The following is a 19,324-nucleotide window of genomic DNA, read 5'->3' on the forward strand; positions in this document are numbered from 1 at the left end:
AATTACATCTGAGCTGGGAGGATAACGCTATCTATTTCATGGACCACACCTTCATTTTCCAGATTTAAGTCTGCAGTTGTAATCCTGGCTGTATTTCCCATGGGGTCGGTAAGCACAATGTCATAGCCGTCCAAGTGCGCAATAAGCTTTTTACCCTGCACCGTTGTAAAACTTGCCATACCATTGCCCCTGCCTATTGCACGCAACATACGGGAAGCAGTAAGTTGGCCTGCAACAATATGATAGGACAACAAAGACTTTAGGGCCCTTTTGTCCTCCGCCTTGATCAACTCGGCTATTTTATTGTTGGAGAACTTTTCGAAAGCAGCATCTGACGGAGCAAAAATGGTAAATGGTCCTGACTTTTGAAGCAAAGAGCCCAGTTCAGTTGCGTTTACTGCAGCCAATAAAATTTTATGATTATCCATTTTGCCCGTATACGAAAGTGCATTGGATGTGTTTTGAGCAGTGGTGTAAAATGACAATGCCAGACAAAGGCCTAGCAAGAATTTGGTTGCGGGGGTATTCATGTGGTTGGTCAAATTATAGGGCTTCTCTTAGTATGATTATACGATTAACTACCAAAAACGTCGATAAGATACACCTTTTTTTGCTTACTTGGTTCAATTAATTTTCACCCGTAATTCCATTTAACAGAAACTTAACGCCAATGTCCTTGGGGAACACATCAAATCAAAAATTCAATTCCTTAAATTTGAGTAGATTACTAAAAAATTGTATGATTTTGAGAGGAACAAATATTGAACACAAGCTTCAAAAAAGTAAAAATAAAAATGCGAGTAGCTTAGATATTTTGGACGAAGTACAACAAATTCTGAACAAACATTCCCTCAAGGACGAACAGATAAGTAAGCAATTGGGCTCAAAAAGCAACTTTCGCGAAAACGATTTTGATTTTGACCTATTGGAAACGGATAAAATATTCCACATTGACCAAATCAAGGAAATTTGTATTGATTACCGTTTACGATTTTTGAACAGCTCTTATTTTAAAGGTAAAATTCCACAAGAAGCGATTTCCAAAATCAAACAGTTGGAAGCAGCCCATAATACCGAAATAAAAGGTTTTAAAATTATGGCCCCCTCCAAGTTGTTCAAATTGGAAGATAAGGACGACCCATTGCTCTTTGCCCCTATCGGAAACGATTATTATTATCTAATCCACAAGTGGGGAAACGACCTTCACCCCTTGCGAAAATTGTTTGCATGGCCTTTTAAGAACATTGCCAACTTGGGATTGGTGGTACTTCTTATCAGCTACCTCGTTACCCTTATGGTTCCCGAAGGGCTCTTTTCCAAAAAGAACACGACGGCAGAGTTTTGGATCATCTACTTTTTTATGTTCAAATGCATTGCATCCATAGTGATTTTCTACGGATTCGCTTTGGGCAAAAATTTTAATTCCGCTATTTGGAAAAGCAAGTATTTTAATGCCTAGGCCGTTACGGCATACATTTTATCACGCTGTTCCTTAATGGACTTGTCGGACATGTAATCATCAAAGCTCAAGTAACGGTCAATAGCTCCGTTTGGCGTTAACTCAATGATTCTATTCGCCACCGTGTTCACAAATTCGTGGTCATGAGTGGTTAATAATATTGTTCCCTTAAAGTTTTTCAAAGAGTTGTTGAAAGCTGTAATACTCTCCAAATCCAAGTGGTTGGTGGGTTCATCCAACATAAGTACGTTGGCACGGAGCATCATCATACGGCTGAGCATACAACGAACTTTTTCACCACCAGAAAGCACGGTACATTTTTTAAGGGCTTCCTCTCCGCTAAAAAGCATCTTTCCCAAGAAACCGCGAATATATACCTCTTCCCTTTCCTCTTCGGTCTTGGCCCATTGGCGCAACCAATCCACCAAGTTGATGTCTTCTTGGAAAAAATCTGAATTATCCGCCGGTAAATAGGACTGGGTCGTGGTAACACCCCATTGAAACTTACCACTTTCTGGTTTGTGTTTATTGGCAATAATATCATAGAATGCAGTCGTAGCACGTGAATCTTTGGACAGAATAGCCACTTTATCCCCTTTGGCCAAGTTGATGTTCACGTCTTTGAACAACAAATCCCCGTCTTCTGAAGTTGCAGATAGTTTCTCCACATTCAAAATTTGGTCACCGGCCTCTCGTTCTCTATCAAAAATAATGGCAGGATATCTTCTGCTCGATGGTTTAATGTCTTCCACTTTAAGTTTGTCCAACATCTTTTTACGTGAAGTTGCCTGCTTACTTTTGGCAACGTTGGCGCTAAAACGCTGGATAAACTCATTGAGTTCTTTCGCCTTTTCCTCGGCCTTTTTATTCTGTTGGGCCCTCTGACGTGCGGCCAATTGGCTACTCTCGTACCAGAAGGTATAGTTACCAGAAAATAAGTTGATCTTTCCGAAATCAATATCGGCGATGGTTGTACAAACAGCGTCCAAAAAGTGTCTGTCGTGAGAAACCACGATTACAGTGTTATCATAGTTGGCCAAGAAGTTTTCCAACCAGTTGATAGTGTCGTAATCCAGGTCGTTGGTAGGCTCATCCATGATCAGCACATCGGGATTTCCAAAAAGCGCCTGTGCCAAAAGCACACGAACTTTGAGCTTGGAATCCAAATCGGCCATATTGGTATAATGCAAGTCTTCCGGAATACCAAGATTGGAGAGCATGGCGGCCGCATTGCTATCGGCGTTCCACCCATTCATTTCTTCGAATGTAACCTGAAGTTCACCTATTTTCTCGGCATTTTCATCCGTATAGTCCGCATATAGCGCATCTATCTCCTTTTTTATCTCGAACAATGGCTTGTTTCCCATTACCACTGTTTCCAATACAGGGTACTCATCATAGGCGTTGTGGTTCTGCTCCAGAATGGACATACGTTTTCCAGGCTCCAAGTGCACATGACCGGAAGTAGGATCTATTTGTCCCGATAATATTTTGAGAAACGTGGATTTTCCAGCGCCATTGGCACCAATAATACCGTAACAATTCCCTTCGGTAAAGGTTACATTGACCTCATCGAACAAAACTCTTTTGCCAAACTGTACGGATAAATTCGATACTGATAACATGCAACTATCTTTAGATTTTTTGCAAAAGTAGCTAAATACAAATGGTAATTCTAATTTTGGAATGCATATTTAAACGATGGAAAATCACCGTTTAACAACTTTTAACTACCCCTTAACAAGTTTAGCTTCTTGGGTTGCTTACATTTGAAAGTCAAATAGATTGGTATCTATATATGGTAAGATTTTTACTAAGCCTCACTTTTATTTCTTCAATTGTATCGTGCTCGGATACCCCTGAGAACAATTCCACTGTGTTTTTTGGTGGTGAAATTGTAAACCCTACAAGTGATTATGTGGTTCTTTACCACAAAGATAACTTTGTGGATTCCGTAAAGCTCGATGAAAAAAACCACTTTTCTTTTCAGCTCGATACCTTAGAAGATGGCTTATATCATTTTGACCACACGCCTGAGCTTCAATATGTGTATTTGAGAAAGGGAGACAGTCTTGTTGCACGCCTTAATACGGTAGAGTTTGATGAATCACTTGTGTTTTCTGGAAAAGGAAGCGAAATCAACAACTTTCTGATTGAAATTTTTTTACAAAATGAAAGTGACGAGGAACTGATAAAAGACTATTATAGTCTTGACCCGGAGGCTTTCAGCCAGAAAATCGACTCCCTACATAAGGATAAATTGGCCTTGTTGAACGAATTGAGTTCTGACGACCAATTGTCCCCCAAGGCTTTGGCCATGGGCAAGGCTTCCGTGTATTACAACACTTTTATTACCAAGGAAAAATATCCTTTCTATCATAAAAAGAAAACAGGGGAAGAAACCATACACGATCTCAGCAACGAATTTTACAGTTACCGAAAAGAGATAGATTTCAACAATAAGGATTTAACCTATTTAAAACCTTATTTTGATTTCATGAAATGGTATATAGGCAACGTTTCTTATATGACTTGCCTGGATGACTGTTCCAGTAATAAAAAACCTGTAAGCGACCGCTTGCATTTCAATCAACACAAGCTTGCCATTGTAGATAGCATTGTTGTTGAAAAGGAATTGAGAAACAACCTTTTCCGTAATATTGCCGTGGATTATTTAAAGTGGGAACATAATCCAGACAACGAATCCGTAGCTTTTATAGATAAGTTCAAGACGCTATCTACAAACGAAGAGCACGAACAAGAGATTGAGCTGTTATACAAGGGAATACAAAATCTTCAACCCAACAATACCATCCCGGATATTGCCGTTGTAAATTTCAATGACGAGAAAATATCATTAAAGGATTTAGCAAGCAAAAAAGAGAATACCGTCTTCTATTTCTGGACAGCGGGGCAAAAAGGACACTTTAGAAATATAAGCAAACACATTGCTGAGCTAGAAGGAAAATATCCGAATCATAACTTTTTGGGCATCAATCTAAGAACCAGCCACTCGCAGTGGAAACAACTCATGAGCGAGAACAATTTGGACAAGGAGAAACAATTCTACGGAGAAAATTTTAAGGAGCTACAAATGGCCATGATCATTGATGGTCTCAACAAATGTGTCATCACTAAAGATACCGTTGTGGTGGACGGCTTTGCCAATCTTTACACTTCCCTATAAATAAAAAAGCCCCAAACTTTAGTTCAGGGCTTCTTTACTTTTATTTTGATTCCTTAATTAGGAATTTCCTTTTTTGTAATCTTCCAAGAATTTGGCCAATCCAATATCGGTCAATGGGTGTTTCAACAATCCATCAATAGAAGATAATGGTCCAGTCATAACATCGGCGCCCAATTTAGCACAGTCGATTACGTGCATGGTGTGACGGATAGATGCGGCCAATATTTCAGTTTCAAAACCGTAGTTGTCATAAATCAAACGGATTTCAGCAATCAGGTTAAGACCGTCCGTTGAAATATCGTCCAACCTTCCCAAGAAAGGAGATACGTAGGTCGCTCCTGCTTTAGCGGCCAATAAAGCCTGACCAGGAGAGAAAACCAAAGTACAGTTGGTACGGATACCTTTATCTGAAAAATATTTCAATGCCTTTACACCATCCTTGATCATGGGGACTTTCACTACAATCTGCTCATGCAGTTCGGCTAGCTCCTCCCCTTCTTTGATCATTCCGTCAAAATCGGTGGATACTACTTCCGCAGAAACATCTCCATCCACAATATTGCAGATGTCCACGTAGTGCTTTAAAATATTATCCTTTCCTGTAATACCTTCTTTCGCCATTAGGGAAGGGTTGGTGGTAACTCCATCCAACACACCAAGTTCTTGTGCTTCCTTAATTTGGTCAAGGTTGGCAGTATCAATAAAAAACTTCATTTCTAAGTATTTATAATTTGTTCGCTAATACGTGTAAAATTACAACTTATAATGGTTGAGGAGTAACTTTTCGTAGACTTTGTCCGGTAAAATCTTCTTTAATCTAAGGGAAAACTTTTGTAAAAACGCTCCAACGGGGTTGTGCACCTTCGGTTTTTTCTGGTTGATAATTTTATAAACGGCCTCGGCTACCTGAATTGGGTCACCCCCACTATCCACATCCTCGTCGATTCCTTTAAGGGTTTGACCATATTTTTCTTCGTAGGCAGAACCTTTGATCACAGGGGAATGATACCTCCCAGATGCTATATTGGTAGCAAAATCACCCGGTGCCACATTGGTGATGGTTATGTCGAAATCCTTGGTTTCCATTCGCAGTGCCTCGGTAATAAGTCCCAAAGCGCCTTTTGTAGCGGAATAGAATCCCCTGAAGGGCAATCCCATATATCCAGCAATGGAAGTAATGTTGATGATAGTTCCCCCGCCTTGTTCTCGCATTTGTGGCAGAACGGCCTTCATCACATGTACCGGACCATGAAAGTTGGTATCAAAAACATGAAGTATTTCTTCGTGAGGGGTCTCTTCAATAGGTCCTGTAATCCCTACCCCTGCATTGTTGATCAACACATCGAGCCTATCCTCTTTGGAAATCACATAAGATACTGCCTTTTGAATGCTTTCCACATTCTTAACATCCAATTGAACAAGTTCAAATCCGTTAAAATCGGGGTAGTTTTTTGGATTTCGCGTAGTACCGTAAACCGTAAATCCCTTTTGGGTCAAATACGTTCCGATGGATTTACCAATACCTGAAGAACCGCCGGTGATCAGTACAACTTTTTTATCCATGATCATCTGATTTTTGGGTACAAAAAAAGGCAAGCTACCTACATCGCACCGCTACGACCGCATACCCTTGCTGCGTTCCCGCCCTGGGGGATTCTGCAGGAGCTGGTCGTGTAGGACTTGCCGGTTGCAAATATACGACCTTTTATATTTGTGGCAATCCCAATTGATTCTTAATTTCGGTGTTTTACGATTAACGATTTATGACACAAGCATTAAGAACAATGGGCAAACTTTTTTCCATAACCGGGGCATTGCTCTTCTTTTTGGCGTGCGGAGGAAGTGCCGACCCCGCCAAACACTTTTCCATTCAATTGGAAAACAAAGCCATACAGCAAAACCAACAAGTAGGTGTTGCACTAAAGAACAAAAAGGACATCGAAATTTCCGACCTACATTATTATATGGATGGAAAGGAACTGCCTGTTGAAAATGGAAAGTTGACTCTGGATCTCCCCACCCTAGGAAACAAAACCTTGGTCGCAAAGTTCAAAATCGAGGAAAAAACTGTGGAAGTTGAGAAGGATATGAGGTTGTTGGCCGCCGATGCCCCAGAGGTATATACTTATGAAATCGTAAATAGCTATCCTCACGATACGGGTGCCTACACGCAAGGATTGGAGTTCTACAATGGTACTTTGTATGAAAGCACAGGAAAAAGAGGGAACTCGAGCGTTAGAAAAGTAGATTTTGAAACAGGTGAGATTCTTCAGCAGATAGATATGGACAACACCATTTTTGGTGAAGGCATCACTATTATGAATGATAAACTGTACCAACTTACCTGGCAAAGTGGGATGGGTTTTGTTTACGACATTTCCAATCTGGAGAAAATCAAAAATTTTGTTTATGGCAAAAGTCGAGAAGGATGGGGCCTTTGCAACGATGGCAGCAAAATCTTCAAAAGTGACGGTACCGAAAAAATCTGGTTTCTTGACCCGGAAACCATGGAAGAACAAGGTTACATTGAAACAGCTACCAACAAATCCATTTTTAACATGGCCAACGAGTTGGAGTACGTCGACGGTAAAATCTATGCCAACGTGTATCAGAAAGAAAGTATGATGATCATAGATGCCTCTTCAGGGGCCATTGAGGGCGTTATTAACTTTGGAGGGCTCAAAAACAAGGTAAACAAGGGGCCGGAATGGGACGAAGGCAATTCTGTGTTGAACGGAGTGGCCTATAATCCAGAAAGAGAAACCTTTTTTGTGACCGGTAAAAACTGGGACAAGCTGTTCGAAGTCAAAATTCGCAAAAAAGAGTAATGAAGACCTATTCCCAAGTTTTTGATGTAGTCCCGAGCGATTTGGACGACCTGAACCATGTAAACAATATTCGGTATGTAGAATGGATTCAGGATATTTCAAAAAAACATTGGATGCACGTTACCTCAGAGGACGTGCAAAACTCCATGATATGGGTAGTCCGAAACCATAATATCACCTATCACAAATCCGCAGTGCTGGGAGATACCATACAGTTGAACACTTACATCAAAAGCAATAACGGGCCCATTTCCACACGGATTGTAGAAATAAAGAACAAACAAACCAACGAATTGTTTGTAAGCGCCGTAACAGAGTGGTGCCTATTGGATGTCAAAACTTTGCGCCCAAAACGGGTCCCGGAAGAAATCAAGGAGCTTTTCTTGCAGTAAACCTCTTACAATTTCATTAAGACGCTGTATTTCATCGAAATATAGTCCTATATCCTAAAATACCCTTGTCAAAAATTTTGTAACCGAGACAACAAATCGTAATATAGTAGTGAACCAAACATAAACCAAACCTATTTGTTGAACCTATTACACGCAACCTTGACCATCTTTACATTCCCTACTTTCCTAAATCCCAATACTTGTTGAAACAGGCATTTTTTACGTTTAAGCCTTTCAAAAAAATGAAATGAAAAATTACAGTTAAACCTGTTTTAACGATTTTTTAGGGAAAAGTGTAGGAAAATAGCCCATTTTAAGGTAAAACCCATAGTTTTTTTAAGGGAAAACTGCAATGAGTTTATTTTGTGCGTTAGTAACTTGCAATCAGCAAATTGCACATGGAATACACCTACAACATAATCGACTCCGATGCAACCTCAAAGCTTCAACTACAACTCTATTTGGAGGAGTACGAAGATTTGGTATGTGCAGGTGTGGACACCACGGCTTCCGCTGGACTCAATTCTATTTTAAAATATAATCCAGACTTGGTGCTCATCAACCTTGGTGAAGATGGTATGGATTACTTTCAGATGGTAACGGAGCTGAACCAATACATGCAAACGCTTCCCATTATAATAGGGTATGCAAAGACCAAGCAGTACGCTTACAATGCCATTAAGAGTGGTTTTTTTGATTATTGGATTCTACCACACAATGAGTTCGATGTGAGAAAGACAATACTCAGATTAAGAAAACTGTATCCAAAGCAGGATACTCCATCTACCATTTGCCTAAAATCGTATAAGGATTACAGGTATTTGGACACCAAAAACATCCTTTATCTTAAATCCGACAACAACACCACGGATTTCTACATGAAGGATGGTACCGTGATAAGTGCCTTTAAAACCTTGAAATCCTTCGAGGATAAACTTCCAAAGGATTTCATACGCGTGCACCAGAGCTATATTCTTAATAGTCGCTACGTTTCCCGTATCAATTATGGTAAGTCCATTTGTAGCCTAAATCAAGGAGAAGAAGAGGAACTTCCTTTTTCCAAAACATATAAGGACAAGGTGGACCAATTGAAAGAAATGCTCTCCAAAACAGTGACAAAAGCCCTTAATTAGCAAAATTCTTGCAAATTACCGCATAATTCTAACAGACTTCCTTAGAATACTACTCCCTTTGGATATATACCAACTTGGCTTAAAATGCCCTGTACTTTAGCTGCATAAACTTAATATTCATACCAAAACCTATCATTATGAAAAAAGTACTTAGCATTTTAGCAGTGGCATTATTAACAGTTGGATTCTACTCTTGTGAAGCCGAAACAGATGTACAGGATACCGAAGCTATGTTCGAGCAATTGACAGTAGATCAAAATGCAACGGATGATGATGATGCAAATGTAGATGGACGTGGCGATAATGAGTAGTAAATAATGCTTTCAGATACCATTACCAACTTAATAAAAAACATAATTTCAATTTCCATTCTTTCTGTGGTGCTATTCTATCACAAGGATGAGTCTTCTATACAAAATAAGATGGCTCCCATACATAAGAATGACCAATTAAATCGTTATCAAAAAAAGTTGCTTCAAAATCGGGTACATGCAGGGTTTTTAAAACACAGCGTAATCAGATTAGAGCAAACAGTCAACGATAGTCGAGAACTTTAAATTGATATTGAACATACAACTCAGCCCCAAACTTAAAAATTTGGGGCTTTTTTTGTTACCTTGGATATATAAACGAACCAAATCAGTTTGAAAAACGGAACCCTTATACTGCTTGTTATGCTCTTTTTGGGATGCTCCCAGCAAAAACCAAAAAAGGAAGTTTCCTCCAACCCCGAGGTAGATACCATTCAACAACTGTTGACTATTGCCAAAACTTCCAAGGAATTGTCCCTGGATAACCGTAAGGCTTATTTAAAAGATGCTGAAGTCAAAGTGTTGGCAATGACAGAGGACACCACCAAATTGGAGCAGCTTTCGCAAGTTTCGCTGGCCTATATGAAAATAAAAGACTCTTTGGGCTTTAGAGAATCGAATGCGGAACTCTTAAGATTGTCCAAAGAAGCAAAGGCCAACAGGATATTGGGGTATTCCTACTGGGATCTTGCCACATTTATGGAAAGCAAAGGTGTTATGGACAGTGCTTTTTATCACTACCAAAAAGCTTTGGAAAGTTTTCAGGAATTGCCAAAAGATTCCACTTCGCAATCCCTCAAAGCTAGAATGTTGTACGGTATGGCACGGGTTCAGGATTCGTATAAAGATTATTTGGGTGGAGAAATCAGCGCCACCGCCGCCATAAAAATTTTTGATGAGCTTGACGATAATTATAGGCTTTATAACACCTATAATATCTTAGGCATTCTTGCGAATGGTATGGGTGACAAAGAAAAGTCACTGAGTTCATACAATAAAGCCAAAGAATACCTTGATAAATCAAAAATTAAAAACAAAGCGGAAAACATTTGGCAAAACAAAAACAATATAGCTAGTGTCTATCTTAACTCCGGTGATTTCACCAAGGCTAAACAAGCATATAGTGAGCTACTTTCTGATGAAAATTTAAAAGAAAAACTTCCTGAGATATACGAAAAAGCTTTAGGAAGCTTGGCCTATTCCTTTCTCAAGGTTGATGGCGACACTGAACAAGCTGAAAAACTTTTAAGGGAGGCCTTTACCTTGAACTCTGCAACAGGAGATTTGTATGATAAAGCAAGGCTCCATTACTACTATGCTGAATTATTGGCCACCAAAGGAGATACCGTACAGGCCATTGCACAGGCCAATGAATCCTACTCCATAGCGCGGGAAACCTACAACAACGACCGTTCGTTGGATGCACTAAAATTACTGACGAAGCTTGATAACACCAAAGCATCTGCCTATGCCGAAGAATACTATCAATTAAATGAAGCCGTAAGCGAGGAAGAGCGTACCAAAAGGGACAAATTTGCACGAATACGATTGGAAACGGACGAAATTATCGAGGAAAACCAAATCCTGACCAAAGAAAAGCAGGTGTGGATATACTCCGCTATATTACTGATTATCTTCGGGATAGGGTTCATGCTCATGGTTTCGTTGTACGTAAACAACAATCAATTAAAATTTAAACAAAGACAACAGGAAAGCAACCAAGAAATTTACAACCTCCTACTTTCTCAACAAGGTAAGTTCGAGGAAGGAAAGCAATTGGAGCAAAAACGGATTTCCGAAGAACTCCACGACGGGATATTGGGTGAAATGCTGGGAATACGCCTCATTTTAAGTGGACTCAACGAACGTGATGACCCGGCTTCCATACAGCAGCGAGCTGGTCTTATCGAAAAACTGCAAGAGCTGGAGGAAGAAATCAGAACCATTTCACACGAACTGAACCATGCAGCGTACAAAAAATTTCATAATTTTATTGTGTCTCTTGAAAACATGATCGTGGAGATTGAAAAATCTTCGGGCATTACGTGTTCCTTTACTTATGACCCTGAAATACATTGGGACGATTTATTGGGGGACATTAAGATCAATGCTTACAGGATTATTCAAGAATCGCTGAAAAACTGTGTCAAACATGCCAAAAGTCAACATGTCACCATATCGTTCCATGCTATGGACGATAAGTTAAAGTTGATTATTACAGATGATGGTGTTGGCTTTGATGTAAACAAAAAGAAAAAAGGAATTGGCCTTAGGAATATTGTTTCAAGGGTCAAAAAAATAAAAGGAACTCTGGATATTGACAGTAAACGGGGCCAGGGAACTTCTATTAAAATTTTAATCCCCGCGAAATACACGGATGTAAAAACACCTGAAGAACCTAAATTAATAAATGCTTAGTTCCCCAGATACAATAATAGAACCTACCATGAAAACACTGAGAATATTGGCTATAGACGACCACGAAATGACGATGCTCGGGTATAAATTTATACTGGAGAGCATTAATTTTGACGGCTACAACATTATTGTGGATACGGCTACTTCCTATCATGCTGGCAAAAAGCTTATCGAGGATTCCGTGAATACTTTTCAGTATGATATTTTATTCTTGGATGTACAATTGTTCGCCCCGAACGAAGATCAACCCTACACAGGTGAAGATTTGGGTATTTTGGCGCGTAAGATCGTGCCAAGTAGCAAAATCGTTTTCATGTCCTCTTTTAGCGATAATTTTAGAATAAACAGTATCTTAAAATCAGTTGATCCGGACGGGTATTTGGTAAAGACTGATATTGACCCCAAAACACTTGAAGATGCGGTCAAGACCATAATGCTCGACCCACCTTATTATTCTTCAAAAGCTCTTGGTGCCATTAGAAAGAAAATGGCCAATGACATAGAAATTGATGAAAAGGATAAACAGATATTGTATCATTTGTCCAAAGGAACCAAGAACAAAGATCTTGAGAAGTTCATCCGGCTTTCCCCCTCTTCCATTGAGAACAGAAAACGCCATTTAAAGACGCTATTCGGAACAGAGAACGAAAATGACCTAGCCCTTATATTGGCCGCAAAAAACAGAGGTTTTATTTAGTGATCACTTTCCATAAAAGGGACCGCAACCCAATTTTGTCGTTCATTTTTAATTTTTTTTTCAAAAAAATCTTACAAACAAGGGGAAATCCCCAGAATTTTTAAGGATAATCTGCAATCCCATGCAAAAGATTCATCCTAACTTTATGTTGAAAGAATATAAGAATTCAATCAACACCACATGTCATCTTCAAATAGATCAAAAAAAAATTATAAGTACGCTGGTCCAAAAACCTATGAGGCCACAGATGGACTGGACGATTTTCTTAGAGTTCTGGAAAAGTATTTTTTTGCGACTGCAAAAGTAAAGTGCAAACACGATTCCCTAAACAATAGAACAGATCTTATTATAGATTTGTTTCACAATTTTGGGATTGCCGAATGCTTAAGGCATTTCAACAATGGCGATTGGGGCGGGTATAACTTTGCCGAAGAAAGCCGTTCCAACATTTCTTCATCTCTTAACATAGCACTTCAAGTGCTTAACCAAAAGAGTGCCTATCCAACTGATATTATGGAGCTTTCGATGCATTTTAAAGATACTTCAATAATCATTTCAAGATTGTACAGACATAGTATTCCCGAGCATGCAAGCAATATATTGACATTAGTCGGCAAACACTTTGTTTATTTTACCAAAGGATTGACTGAAATGCCTTATGAAATTTTTGTACCGGTTTTTGAGGACACATCCATACAAGACGACCCTTTCAAGGTAAATATAGAGACCTGCTATGATAATTACTGGGGACTATATTTTGATAAAGGGAACCAAGAGCATGAAGCCTTGATATATTCCCTCCACCAAAAGAGATTTTACGAGGAAAGCATATTCCTTTTCGAATAATATTCCACTAGCAAATACTAAGCACTGAACAAAGGTCGCGACTTCATCAAGTCGTTGACCTTTTGTTTTATCTCGGTAATCTTTTTATCGTTCCCAGCATCGGTGATGATTTCATCAATAAAGCCTACTACTGTCTCCATATCTTCCTCTTTAAGACCTCTAGTGGTAATAGCAGAAGTACCAAAACGGATTCCAGAAGTTATAAAAGGCGATTTATCATCAAAAGGTACCATATTCTTGTTTGCAGTGATGTCGGCTTTAACCAAAACTTCCTCCGCTTCCTTACCAGAAATATTTTTGTTTCGAAGGTCTATCAACATCATATGGTTGTCCGTACCCCCAGAAATCACTTTGTAACCCCTGTCCATAAACGCTTTGGCCATAGCGGCAGCGTTCTTTTTCACCTGAACCATGTAGTGCAAGTATTCATCTGTAAGTGCTTCGCCAAAAGCAATGGCCTTGGCAGCTATGATGTGCTCCAATGGACCACCTTGATTCCCTGGGAACACCGCCAAGTCCAATAAAGCTGACATTTTTCTCAGGTTTCCGTTCTTTAGTTTGATGCCGAATGGATTGTCGAAATTCTCACCCATCAAAATAAGACCTCCACGCGGGCCACGCAGAGTTTTGTGCGTGGTGGTGGTAACAATGTGACAATGCGGAATAGGATCGTTCAAAATACCTTTGGCAATCAAACCTGCAGGGTGCGAAATATCGGCCAACAAAATAGCTCCAACACTATCGGCAATCTCACGGAATCGTTTAAAATCCATATCCCTTGAGTAAGCGGATGCACCGGCAATGATCAATTTGGGCTTTTCCTTGTCCGCAATCTCTTGAATCTTATCATAATTAAGCATACCGGTCTCCTCATCAACCCCATAAAAAACAGGATTATATAATTTCCCAGAGAAATTTACGGGTGAACCGTGGGTCAAATGCCCTCCATGGGACAAATCGAAACCTAAAATTTTATCTCCTGCGTTAAGACAAGCGTGGTAAACCGATGCATTGGCCTGTGAGCCAGAATGTGGTTGCACGTTAGCATATTCAGCTCCAAAAAGCTCCTTGGCACGATCAATGGCCAATTGTTCCACTTGGTCAACAACTTCGCAACCGCCATAATAGCGCTTTCCAGGATATCCTTCGGCATATTTGTTCGTAAGCACGGAGCCTGCGGCCTCCATTACTTGCGGACTTACAAAGTTTTCGGAAGCTATTAGTTCAATACCCTCCAACTGTCTTTCTTTTTCTTGCGCTATAAGTTCAAAAATCTTCTGGTCTCGTTGCATGTTGCCCATTGTTTAATTAAGGGCGTAAAATTACAAATTGAAAGGGGATTTCCATCTATAAAAATAGTGCTGGAACATTATTTTATTAAACGACAATTAACAATTCTGTGAAAAAGTTAAATCTTGTACAGTCCGTCATTTCAAAAGGGTTTTTATTAAAAATATACTACAATCACCCCTTTTTCGTTTATAGGAAGAGGATTTTTGGCACAGCTATTGAATTCCACATAACAACCATAAAGTTGACCCAAATGAAAAAACTTTTACTCTTAACCACAGTTTTAGTTCTTGCTGCATGCGGCGGTGTAAAGAAAACCCAAGAGGCCCTAAACACGGGCAACTATGGGACTGCCATGAACAAGGCCATTAAAAACCTTGCGGAAAACAAGACCAAAAAAGGGCATCAGGAATACATATTGCTACTGGAAGAGGCTTTTGCCAAGAATGCTGCAAGGGAACAACAGGAAATTGCCTTTCTTCAAAATGATGGAAACCCGGCCAATTTGGAGACCATCTACAATAAATATTTACAGTTAAAGCAGATTCAACAACGTATACGTCCATTGCTGCCATTGTATATTAATGATGAGGGGAGACAGGCCGAGTTCAAATTTGTAAACTATGACAATCAAATTTTGAACACCAAGGATAATCTTTCCGAACATTTGTACCAAAATGCCTCGAACCTATTGGCATCTGCCAAATACAAAGCAGATTATAGAGCGGCTTATGACGATTTAAAATATTTACAGGAAATAAATCCAGGCTACAGGGAAACTGTATCCAAAATGGATGAAGCCTATAACAAGGGGCTCGAATTTGTAAGGGTGGATATTGCAAATCAAACACAACAGATAATTCCAGAACGTTTGGAGGCGGAATTGCTGGATTTTAATGCCTTTGGAATTGATAACTTCTGGCTACAATACCATACCAATCCGTTGGCCAATGTAAAATATGATTATGCGATGAATCTTGATTTTATGGAAATCAACGTATCGCCAGAGCGTATCAATGAGACACAAGTAATCAAAGAAAGACAAATAAAGGATGGTTGGGAATATCTTTTGGATCGTGAAGGCAATGTGGTAAAAGATAGCTTAGGGAACAAGATAAAAATTGACAAGATGCGCACGGTAACCTGTAAATTGTTTCAGTTCACACAAACAAAGACCGCACAGATTGGCGCCAAGATAAGTTTTACAGACTTGCGAAACGGGCAGGTAATCAACTCCTACCCCCTATCCAGCGAATTCCTGTTCGAGCATATTTTCGCCAATTATCAAGGTGATAAAAGAGCTTTGGAAGACGATTTAATGTTGTACCTGAATGCAAGGGAAGTACCTTTCCCTTCCAACGAACAAATGGTGTACGATGCCGGTGAAGACCTTAAATTGCGACTCAAGAGCATCGTCTCAAAATATCAATTCAACTAAAAGATTGTGTCACATCGAGCGCAGTCGAGATGTACTAAGTTCTCGACTGCGCTCGAACTTACATACATTCCTTTTACTATAAATACTTGGTAAAGTCCGTATCTGAAATGGCACCATGCGAAGTATGAAAGACCACTTCTCCTTTTTTAATCACCAATAATTGGGGGGATTCGTGCCGAACTTCAAACTTATCTTCGATTCTATTGGACACATCTCTATGATGCTGTATCGTTAAAAAATAGAGGTCGATATCCAAATCCATATCATAAGATTCGGTAAACATATTCAATACCATCCTACTGATACCGCAAGTGCTAGAGTGCTTATAAATAACCTGGGGTTTATTATTTGAGCTTTCCACAATCGTTTCCAATTGAGCTATGGACTCCAATTGAATCCACGGCAACTCTTTCCTTTCTTTCTTTGTTCCCGCCTTCTTTCCAAAAACACTGTCAAATATTCCCATAGTGCAAATTTACAGGATAAGTCGTGAGCAAACAAAAAGCTTACAACTGACTAAATGTCTTGCTGTTTCTGGTTTTATCAGCCATTTTGACGGTACACATCTATTGGTAAGGTTGTTGACATATCAGAGGAAAACAACGACTATGAACTTTAATAATTTTACCATAAAATCACAGGAAGCCATTCAAAGGGCCCAGCAGTTGGCCCAAGAATTTGGGCATCAACAAATCGAGAACGAACACTTGTTCAAGGCCATTGGCGAGGTCGATGAAAACGTGTTGCCTTTCATATTGAAGAAACTGAACGTCAACACCAACCTCCTCAACCAAATATTGGACAAGGAACTCCAGAGCTTTTCAAAAGTATCTGGAGGTGATATCATGCTTTCTAGAGAAGCTGGAAAAACTGTCAACGAAGCGAGCATCGTGGCCAAAAACATGGGCGATGAATATGTTTCCGTTGAGCATTTGCTACTCGCTATTTTCAAATCCAAGAGTAAAATCGCCCAAATCCTAAAGGACCAAGGTGTGACCGAAAAGGATTTGAAAGCGGCCATCGAAGAACTACGCAAAGGCGGCAAGGTAACCTCGCAAAGTGCCGAAGAGACCTACAACTCCTTGGATAAATATGCGAACAACCTTAACCAAATGGCCGATAGTGGCAAATTGGACCCCGTAATCGGGCGTGACGAGGAAATTCGTAGGGTATTGCAGATTTTGTCCCGACGCACCAAGAACAACCCGATGTTGGTAGGTGAACCCGGTGTGGGTAAAACCGCTATTGCCGAAGGTCTGGCACACCGGATTATTCAAGGGGATGTTCCCGAGAACTTAAAGGATAAAGTAATTTATTCCCTCGATATGGGTGCACTTATCGCAGGTGCCAAATATAAGGGCGAGTTCGAAGAGCGTCTAAAAGCTGTAATCAAAGAGGTAACCTCATCAGATGGGAACATTGTGCTCTTTATTGATGAGATTCACACGCTCGTCGGTGCAGGTGGCGGACAAGGTGCCATGGATGCTGCAAACATCCTGAAACCTGCTTTGGCCCGTGGTGAATTAAGAGCTATTGGTGCCACTACTTTGGACGAGTACCAAAAATATTTTGAAAAGGACAAAGCCTTGGAGCGTAGGTTCCAAAAGGTTTTAGTTGATGAACCCGATACCGAGAGTGCTATTTCCATCCTTAGGGGAATCAAGGAAAAATATGAGGCGCATCACAAGGTTCGAATCAAGGACGAAGCTGTAATCGGTGCTGTGGAACTGTCTCAACGGTACATTACCAACAGGTTTTTGCCCGATAAGGCCATCGACCTTATGGATGAGGCAGCTTCCAAACTTCGCATGGAAATCAACTCCAAACCCGAGGAATTGGATGTGCTCGACCGCAAGATCATGCAGTTGGAAATTGAGTTGGAGGCTATCAAAAGGGAAAACGATACATCTAAATTAAAAACCTTGAATTTAGATCTCGCCAACCTTAAGGAAGAGCGAAACGAAATCTTTGCCAAGTGGGAAAGCGAAAAGACCGTGGTGGACAATATCCAAAAAACAAAAGAGGATATTGAGAACTATAAGATTGAAGCCGAACGTGCCGAACGAAACGGCGATTACGGAAAAGTGGCCGAATTGCGCTACGGCAAAATAAAAGAGGCCCAAGAACGATTGGAAAAACTCCAAGATGAATTGGCTGAACAGCAAACTGCGGGCACTTTGATCAAAGAGGAAGTTACTTATGAGGACATTGCCGAAGTGGTTGCCAAATGGACCGGTATTCCAGTGAACAAAATGATGCAGAGCGAAAGGGAAAAACTTTTGCAGTTGGAAGATGTATTGCACAAACGCGTGGTGGGTCAAGACGAGGCCATAATTGCGGTTTCAGACGCTATCCGAAGAAGTAGAGCGGGCTTGCAAGATGCCAAAAAACCCATTGGCTCCTTCCTATTCTTGGGTACAACAGGTGTAGGTAAGACCGAGTTGGCAAAAACCTTGGCCGCCTATCTGTTCGATGATGAAAATGCCATCACACGGATAGATATGAGCGAATACCAAGAGCGCCACTCCGTGAGTAGATTGGTTGGAGCGCCTCCAGGATATGTGGGTTATGATGAGGGAGGTCAGTTGACCGAAGCCGTAAGGCGTAAACCTTATTCCGTCATCTTGCTGGATGAGATTGAAAAAGCACACCCCGATACCTTCAACATTCTTTTACAGGTGTTGGATGAAGGTAGATTGACCGATAACAAAGGTCGCGTGGCAGACTTCAAAAACTCCATCATTATCATGACGAGCAATATGGGAAGCCACATCATTCAGGAGAAGTTTGAAGATGCTGTAGATGTGGAAAGCGCTTCGGAAGCAGCCAGAGTGGAAGTTTTGGGATTGCTCCGTAAGACCATCAGGCCGGAGTTCTTGAACCGTATTGATGACATCATCATGTTTGCGCCATTGAGCAAATCGGATATCAAGGACATTGTAGGACTGCAGTTGGAAAACTTGAAAAGAATGTTGGCCAAGCAGAACATTACCCTCGATGCCACCGAAGAAGCCATTACATATTTGGCTGCAAAAGGTTTCGACCCGCAATACGGTGCACGACCTGTAAAACGATTGATTCAGAAAGAGGTATTGAACAACTTGTCCAAAGAGTTGTTGTCAGGAAAAATAACCTCCGATAGTATAGTGCTTTTGGATTCCTTTGATGATCAATTGATATTTAGAAATCAAGATGAATTGGTAGAGTAATTCTACAAATAAGTTTCAGTCAGAAAATCCCCTCCCCTAACCTTTTGGGAGGGGATTTTTATTTATATCATATTTTAAGATCAAAATTTTAGAAATCCTCAACTTTCGTATGCCAT

17 protein-coding genes and 1 other RNA gene are annotated in these 19,324 nt (G+C 40.2%); 11 read left to right on the top strand and 7 right to left on the bottom strand.

Going from position 1 to position 19,324, the window contains the following annotated elements; genetic code table 11:
- Positions 1 to 2: 2 nt before the first annotated feature.
- A complete protein-coding gene (locus DCK90_RS10685; RefSeq protein ID WP_108246203.1) occupies positions 3 to 530 on the bottom strand; it encodes a fasciclin domain-containing protein in 528 nt (175 codons plus the stop codon).
- A gap of 209 nt (positions 531 to 739) precedes the next feature.
- On the opposite strand from DCK90_RS10685, the gene DCK90_RS10690 reads away from it, so the two are divergent.
- The gene (locus DCK90_RS10690) at positions 740 to 1,459 is read left to right on the top strand and encodes a hypothetical protein (protein WP_199912685.1); all 720 of its coding nucleotides are present in this window, start codon (positions 740 to 742) and stop codon (positions 1,457 to 1,459) included.
- Here the strand turns inward: DCK90_RS10690 and DCK90_RS10695 are convergent.
- Positions 1,456 to 3,084, bottom strand: a complete 1,629-nt coding sequence (locus DCK90_RS10695; RefSeq protein ID WP_108246204.1) for an ABC-F family ATP-binding cassette domain-containing protein — start codon at positions 3,082 to 3,084, stop codon at positions 1,456 to 1,458. The two genes, DCK90_RS10690 and DCK90_RS10695, sit on opposite strands and share 4 nt — an antisense overlap.
- A gap of 173 nt (positions 3,085 to 3,257) precedes the next feature.
- On the opposite strand from DCK90_RS10695, the gene DCK90_RS10700 reads away from it, so the two are divergent.
- Positions 3,258 to 4,646: a TlpA family protein disulfide reductase gene (locus tag DCK90_RS10700; RefSeq protein WP_234414734.1), complete on the top strand. Its 1,389-nt coding sequence runs from the start codon at positions 3,258 to 3,260 to the stop codon at positions 4,644 to 4,646.
- A 57-nt stretch (positions 4,647 to 4,703) separates the two neighbouring features.
- Here the strand turns inward: DCK90_RS10700 and fsa are convergent, their stop codons facing one another.
- The 3 genes from fsa to ffs form a co-directional block, all read right to left on the bottom strand.
- Positions 4,704 to 5,360 carry a fructose-6-phosphate aldolase gene (gene fsa, locus DCK90_RS10705; protein ID WP_108246205.1) on the bottom strand — a complete coding sequence of 219 codons (657 nt, stop codon included), beginning with the start codon at positions 5,358 to 5,360 and terminating at the stop codon, positions 4,704 to 4,706.
- A 39-nt stretch (positions 5,361 to 5,399) separates the two neighbouring features.
- Entirely contained in the window at positions 5,400 to 6,209 is an 810-nt protein-coding gene (locus DCK90_RS10710; protein WP_108246253.1) for an SDR family oxidoreductase, read from the bottom strand.
- A gap of 24 nt (positions 6,210 to 6,233) precedes the next feature.
- An RNA gene (gene ffs / locus DCK90_RS10715) (signal recognition particle sRNA small type) lies at positions 6,234 to 6,332 on the bottom strand.
- A 98-nt stretch (positions 6,333 to 6,430) separates the two neighbouring features.
- Between ffs and DCK90_RS10720 the strand changes: the two genes are divergently transcribed.
- From DCK90_RS10720 to DCK90_RS10745, 7 genes are all read left to right on the top strand, one after another.
- The gene (locus DCK90_RS10720; RefSeq protein WP_108246206.1) at positions 6,431 to 7,474 is read left to right on the top strand and encodes a glutaminyl-peptide cyclotransferase; all 1,044 of its coding nucleotides are present in this window, start codon (positions 6,431 to 6,433) and stop codon (positions 7,472 to 7,474) included.
- Positions 7,474 to 7,866, top strand: a complete 393-nt coding sequence (locus tag DCK90_RS10725; protein ID WP_108246207.1) for an acyl-CoA thioesterase — start codon at positions 7,474 to 7,476, stop codon at positions 7,864 to 7,866. Before DCK90_RS10720 ends, DCK90_RS10725 begins: the two co-directional genes overlap by 1 nt.
- 398 nt (positions 7,867 to 8,264) lie before the next feature.
- Positions 8,265 to 8,999: a LytR/AlgR family response regulator transcription factor gene (locus DCK90_RS10730; RefSeq protein ID WP_108246208.1), complete on the top strand. Its 735-nt coding sequence runs from the start codon at positions 8,265 to 8,267 to the stop codon at positions 8,997 to 8,999.
- A 137-nt stretch (positions 9,000 to 9,136) separates the two neighbouring features.
- Positions 9,137 to 9,310 (top strand): hypothetical protein, encoded by a 174-nt coding sequence (locus DCK90_RS16995; RefSeq protein ID WP_159075817.1) that lies wholly within the window; start codon positions 9,137 to 9,139, stop codon positions 9,308 to 9,310.
- 333 nt (positions 9,311 to 9,643) lie between these two features.
- Positions 9,644 to 11,728 (top strand): tetratricopeptide repeat-containing sensor histidine kinase, encoded by a 2,085-nt coding sequence (locus tag DCK90_RS10735; protein ID WP_108246209.1) that lies wholly within the window; start codon positions 9,644 to 9,646, stop codon positions 11,726 to 11,728.
- Positions 11,729 to 11,756: 28 nt separating this feature from the next.
- Positions 11,757 to 12,425, top strand: coding sequence for a response regulator (locus DCK90_RS10740; RefSeq protein ID WP_108246254.1), 669 nt, complete (start codon positions 11,757 to 11,759; stop codon positions 12,423 to 12,425).
- A 180-nt stretch (positions 12,426 to 12,605) separates the two neighbouring features.
- The gene (locus tag DCK90_RS10745; RefSeq protein WP_108246210.1) at positions 12,606 to 13,271 is read left to right on the top strand and encodes a hypothetical protein; all 666 of its coding nucleotides are present in this window, start codon (positions 12,606 to 12,608) and stop codon (positions 13,269 to 13,271) included.
- A 17-nt stretch (positions 13,272 to 13,288) separates the two neighbouring features.
- On the opposite strand, the gene glyA is transcribed toward DCK90_RS10745, so the two are convergent.
- Positions 13,289 to 14,563, bottom strand: a complete 1,275-nt coding sequence (glyA, locus tag DCK90_RS10750; RefSeq protein ID WP_108246255.1) for a serine hydroxymethyltransferase — start codon at positions 14,561 to 14,563, stop codon at positions 13,289 to 13,291.
- Positions 14,564 to 14,814: 251 nt separating this feature from the next.
- Between glyA and DCK90_RS10755 the strand changes: the two genes are divergently transcribed.
- Entirely contained in the window at positions 14,815 to 15,999 is a 1,185-nt protein-coding gene (locus tag DCK90_RS10755; protein ID WP_108246256.1) for a hypothetical protein, read from the top strand.
- Positions 16,000 to 16,075: 76 nt separating this feature from the next.
- On the opposite strand, the gene ytxJ is transcribed toward DCK90_RS10755, so the two are convergent.
- Positions 16,076 to 16,465 carry a bacillithiol system redox-active protein YtxJ gene (gene ytxJ / locus DCK90_RS10760; RefSeq protein WP_108246211.1) on the bottom strand — a complete coding sequence of 130 codons (390 nt, stop codon included), beginning with the start codon at positions 16,463 to 16,465 and terminating at the stop codon, positions 16,076 to 16,078.
- A gap of 142 nt (positions 16,466 to 16,607) precedes the next feature.
- Between ytxJ and clpB the strand changes: the two genes are divergently transcribed.
- Complete coding sequence (gene clpB / locus DCK90_RS10765; RefSeq protein WP_108246212.1) at positions 16,608 to 19,208, top strand: ATP-dependent chaperone ClpB; 2,601 nt, start codon at positions 16,608 to 16,610, stop codon at positions 19,206 to 19,208.
- The last annotated feature ends 116 nt before the right edge of the window (positions 19,209 to 19,324 follow it).

Origin of the sequence: Muricauda brasiliensis (assembly GCF_003057865.1) — a bacterium.
Taxonomy (GTDB): domain Bacteria; phylum Bacteroidota; class Bacteroidia; order Flavobacteriales; family Flavobacteriaceae; genus Flagellimonas; species Flagellimonas chongwuensis.

Bases quoted from the DNA above. Each gene is read 5' to 3' on its own strand.
- DCK90_RS10685 (WP_108246203.1), bottom strand. From the start codon at position 530: ATGAATACCCCCGCAACCAAATTCTTGCTAGGCCTTTGTCTGGCATTG.
- DCK90_RS10690 (WP_199912685.1), top strand. From the start codon at position 740: ATGATTTTGAGAGGAACAAATATTGAACACAAGCTTCAAAAAAGTAAA.
- DCK90_RS10695 (WP_108246204.1), bottom strand. From the start codon at position 3,084: ATGTTATCAGTATCGAATTTATCCGTACAGTTTGGCAAAAGAGTTTTG.
- DCK90_RS10700 (WP_234414734.1), top strand. From the start codon at position 3,258: ATGGTAAGATTTTTACTAAGCCTCACTTTTATTTCTTCAATTGTATCG.
- fsa (WP_108246205.1), bottom strand. From the start codon at position 5,360: ATGAAGTTTTTTATTGATACTGCCAACCTTGACCAAATTAAGGAAGCA.
- DCK90_RS10710 (WP_108246253.1), bottom strand. From the start codon at position 6,209: ATGGATAAAAAAGTTGTACTGATCACCGGCGGTTCTTCAGGTATTGGT.
- DCK90_RS10720 (WP_108246206.1), top strand. From the start codon at position 6,431: ATGGGCAAACTTTTTTCCATAACCGGGGCATTGCTCTTCTTTTTGGCG.
- DCK90_RS10725 (WP_108246207.1), top strand. From the start codon at position 7,474: ATGAAGACCTATTCCCAAGTTTTTGATGTAGTCCCGAGCGATTTGGAC.
- DCK90_RS10730 (WP_108246208.1), top strand. From the start codon at position 8,265: ATGGAATACACCTACAACATAATCGACTCCGATGCAACCTCAAAGCTT.
- DCK90_RS16995 (WP_159075817.1), top strand. From the start codon at position 9,137: ATGAAAAAAGTACTTAGCATTTTAGCAGTGGCATTATTAACAGTTGGA.
- DCK90_RS10740 (WP_108246254.1), top strand. From the start codon at position 11,757: ATGAAAACACTGAGAATATTGGCTATAGACGACCACGAAATGACGATG.
- DCK90_RS10745 (WP_108246210.1), top strand. From the start codon at position 12,606: ATGTCATCTTCAAATAGATCAAAAAAAAATTATAAGTACGCTGGTCCA.
- glyA (WP_108246255.1), bottom strand. From the start codon at position 14,563: ATGCAACGAGACCAGAAGATTTTTGAACTTATAGCGCAAGAAAAAGAA.
- DCK90_RS10755 (WP_108246256.1), top strand. From the start codon at position 14,815: ATGAAAAAACTTTTACTCTTAACCACAGTTTTAGTTCTTGCTGCATGC.
- ytxJ (WP_108246211.1), bottom strand. From the start codon at position 16,465: ATGGGAATATTTGACAGTGTTTTTGGAAAGAAGGCGGGAACAAAGAAA.
- clpB (WP_108246212.1), top strand. From the start codon at position 16,608: ATGAACTTTAATAATTTTACCATAAAATCACAGGAAGCCATTCAAAGG.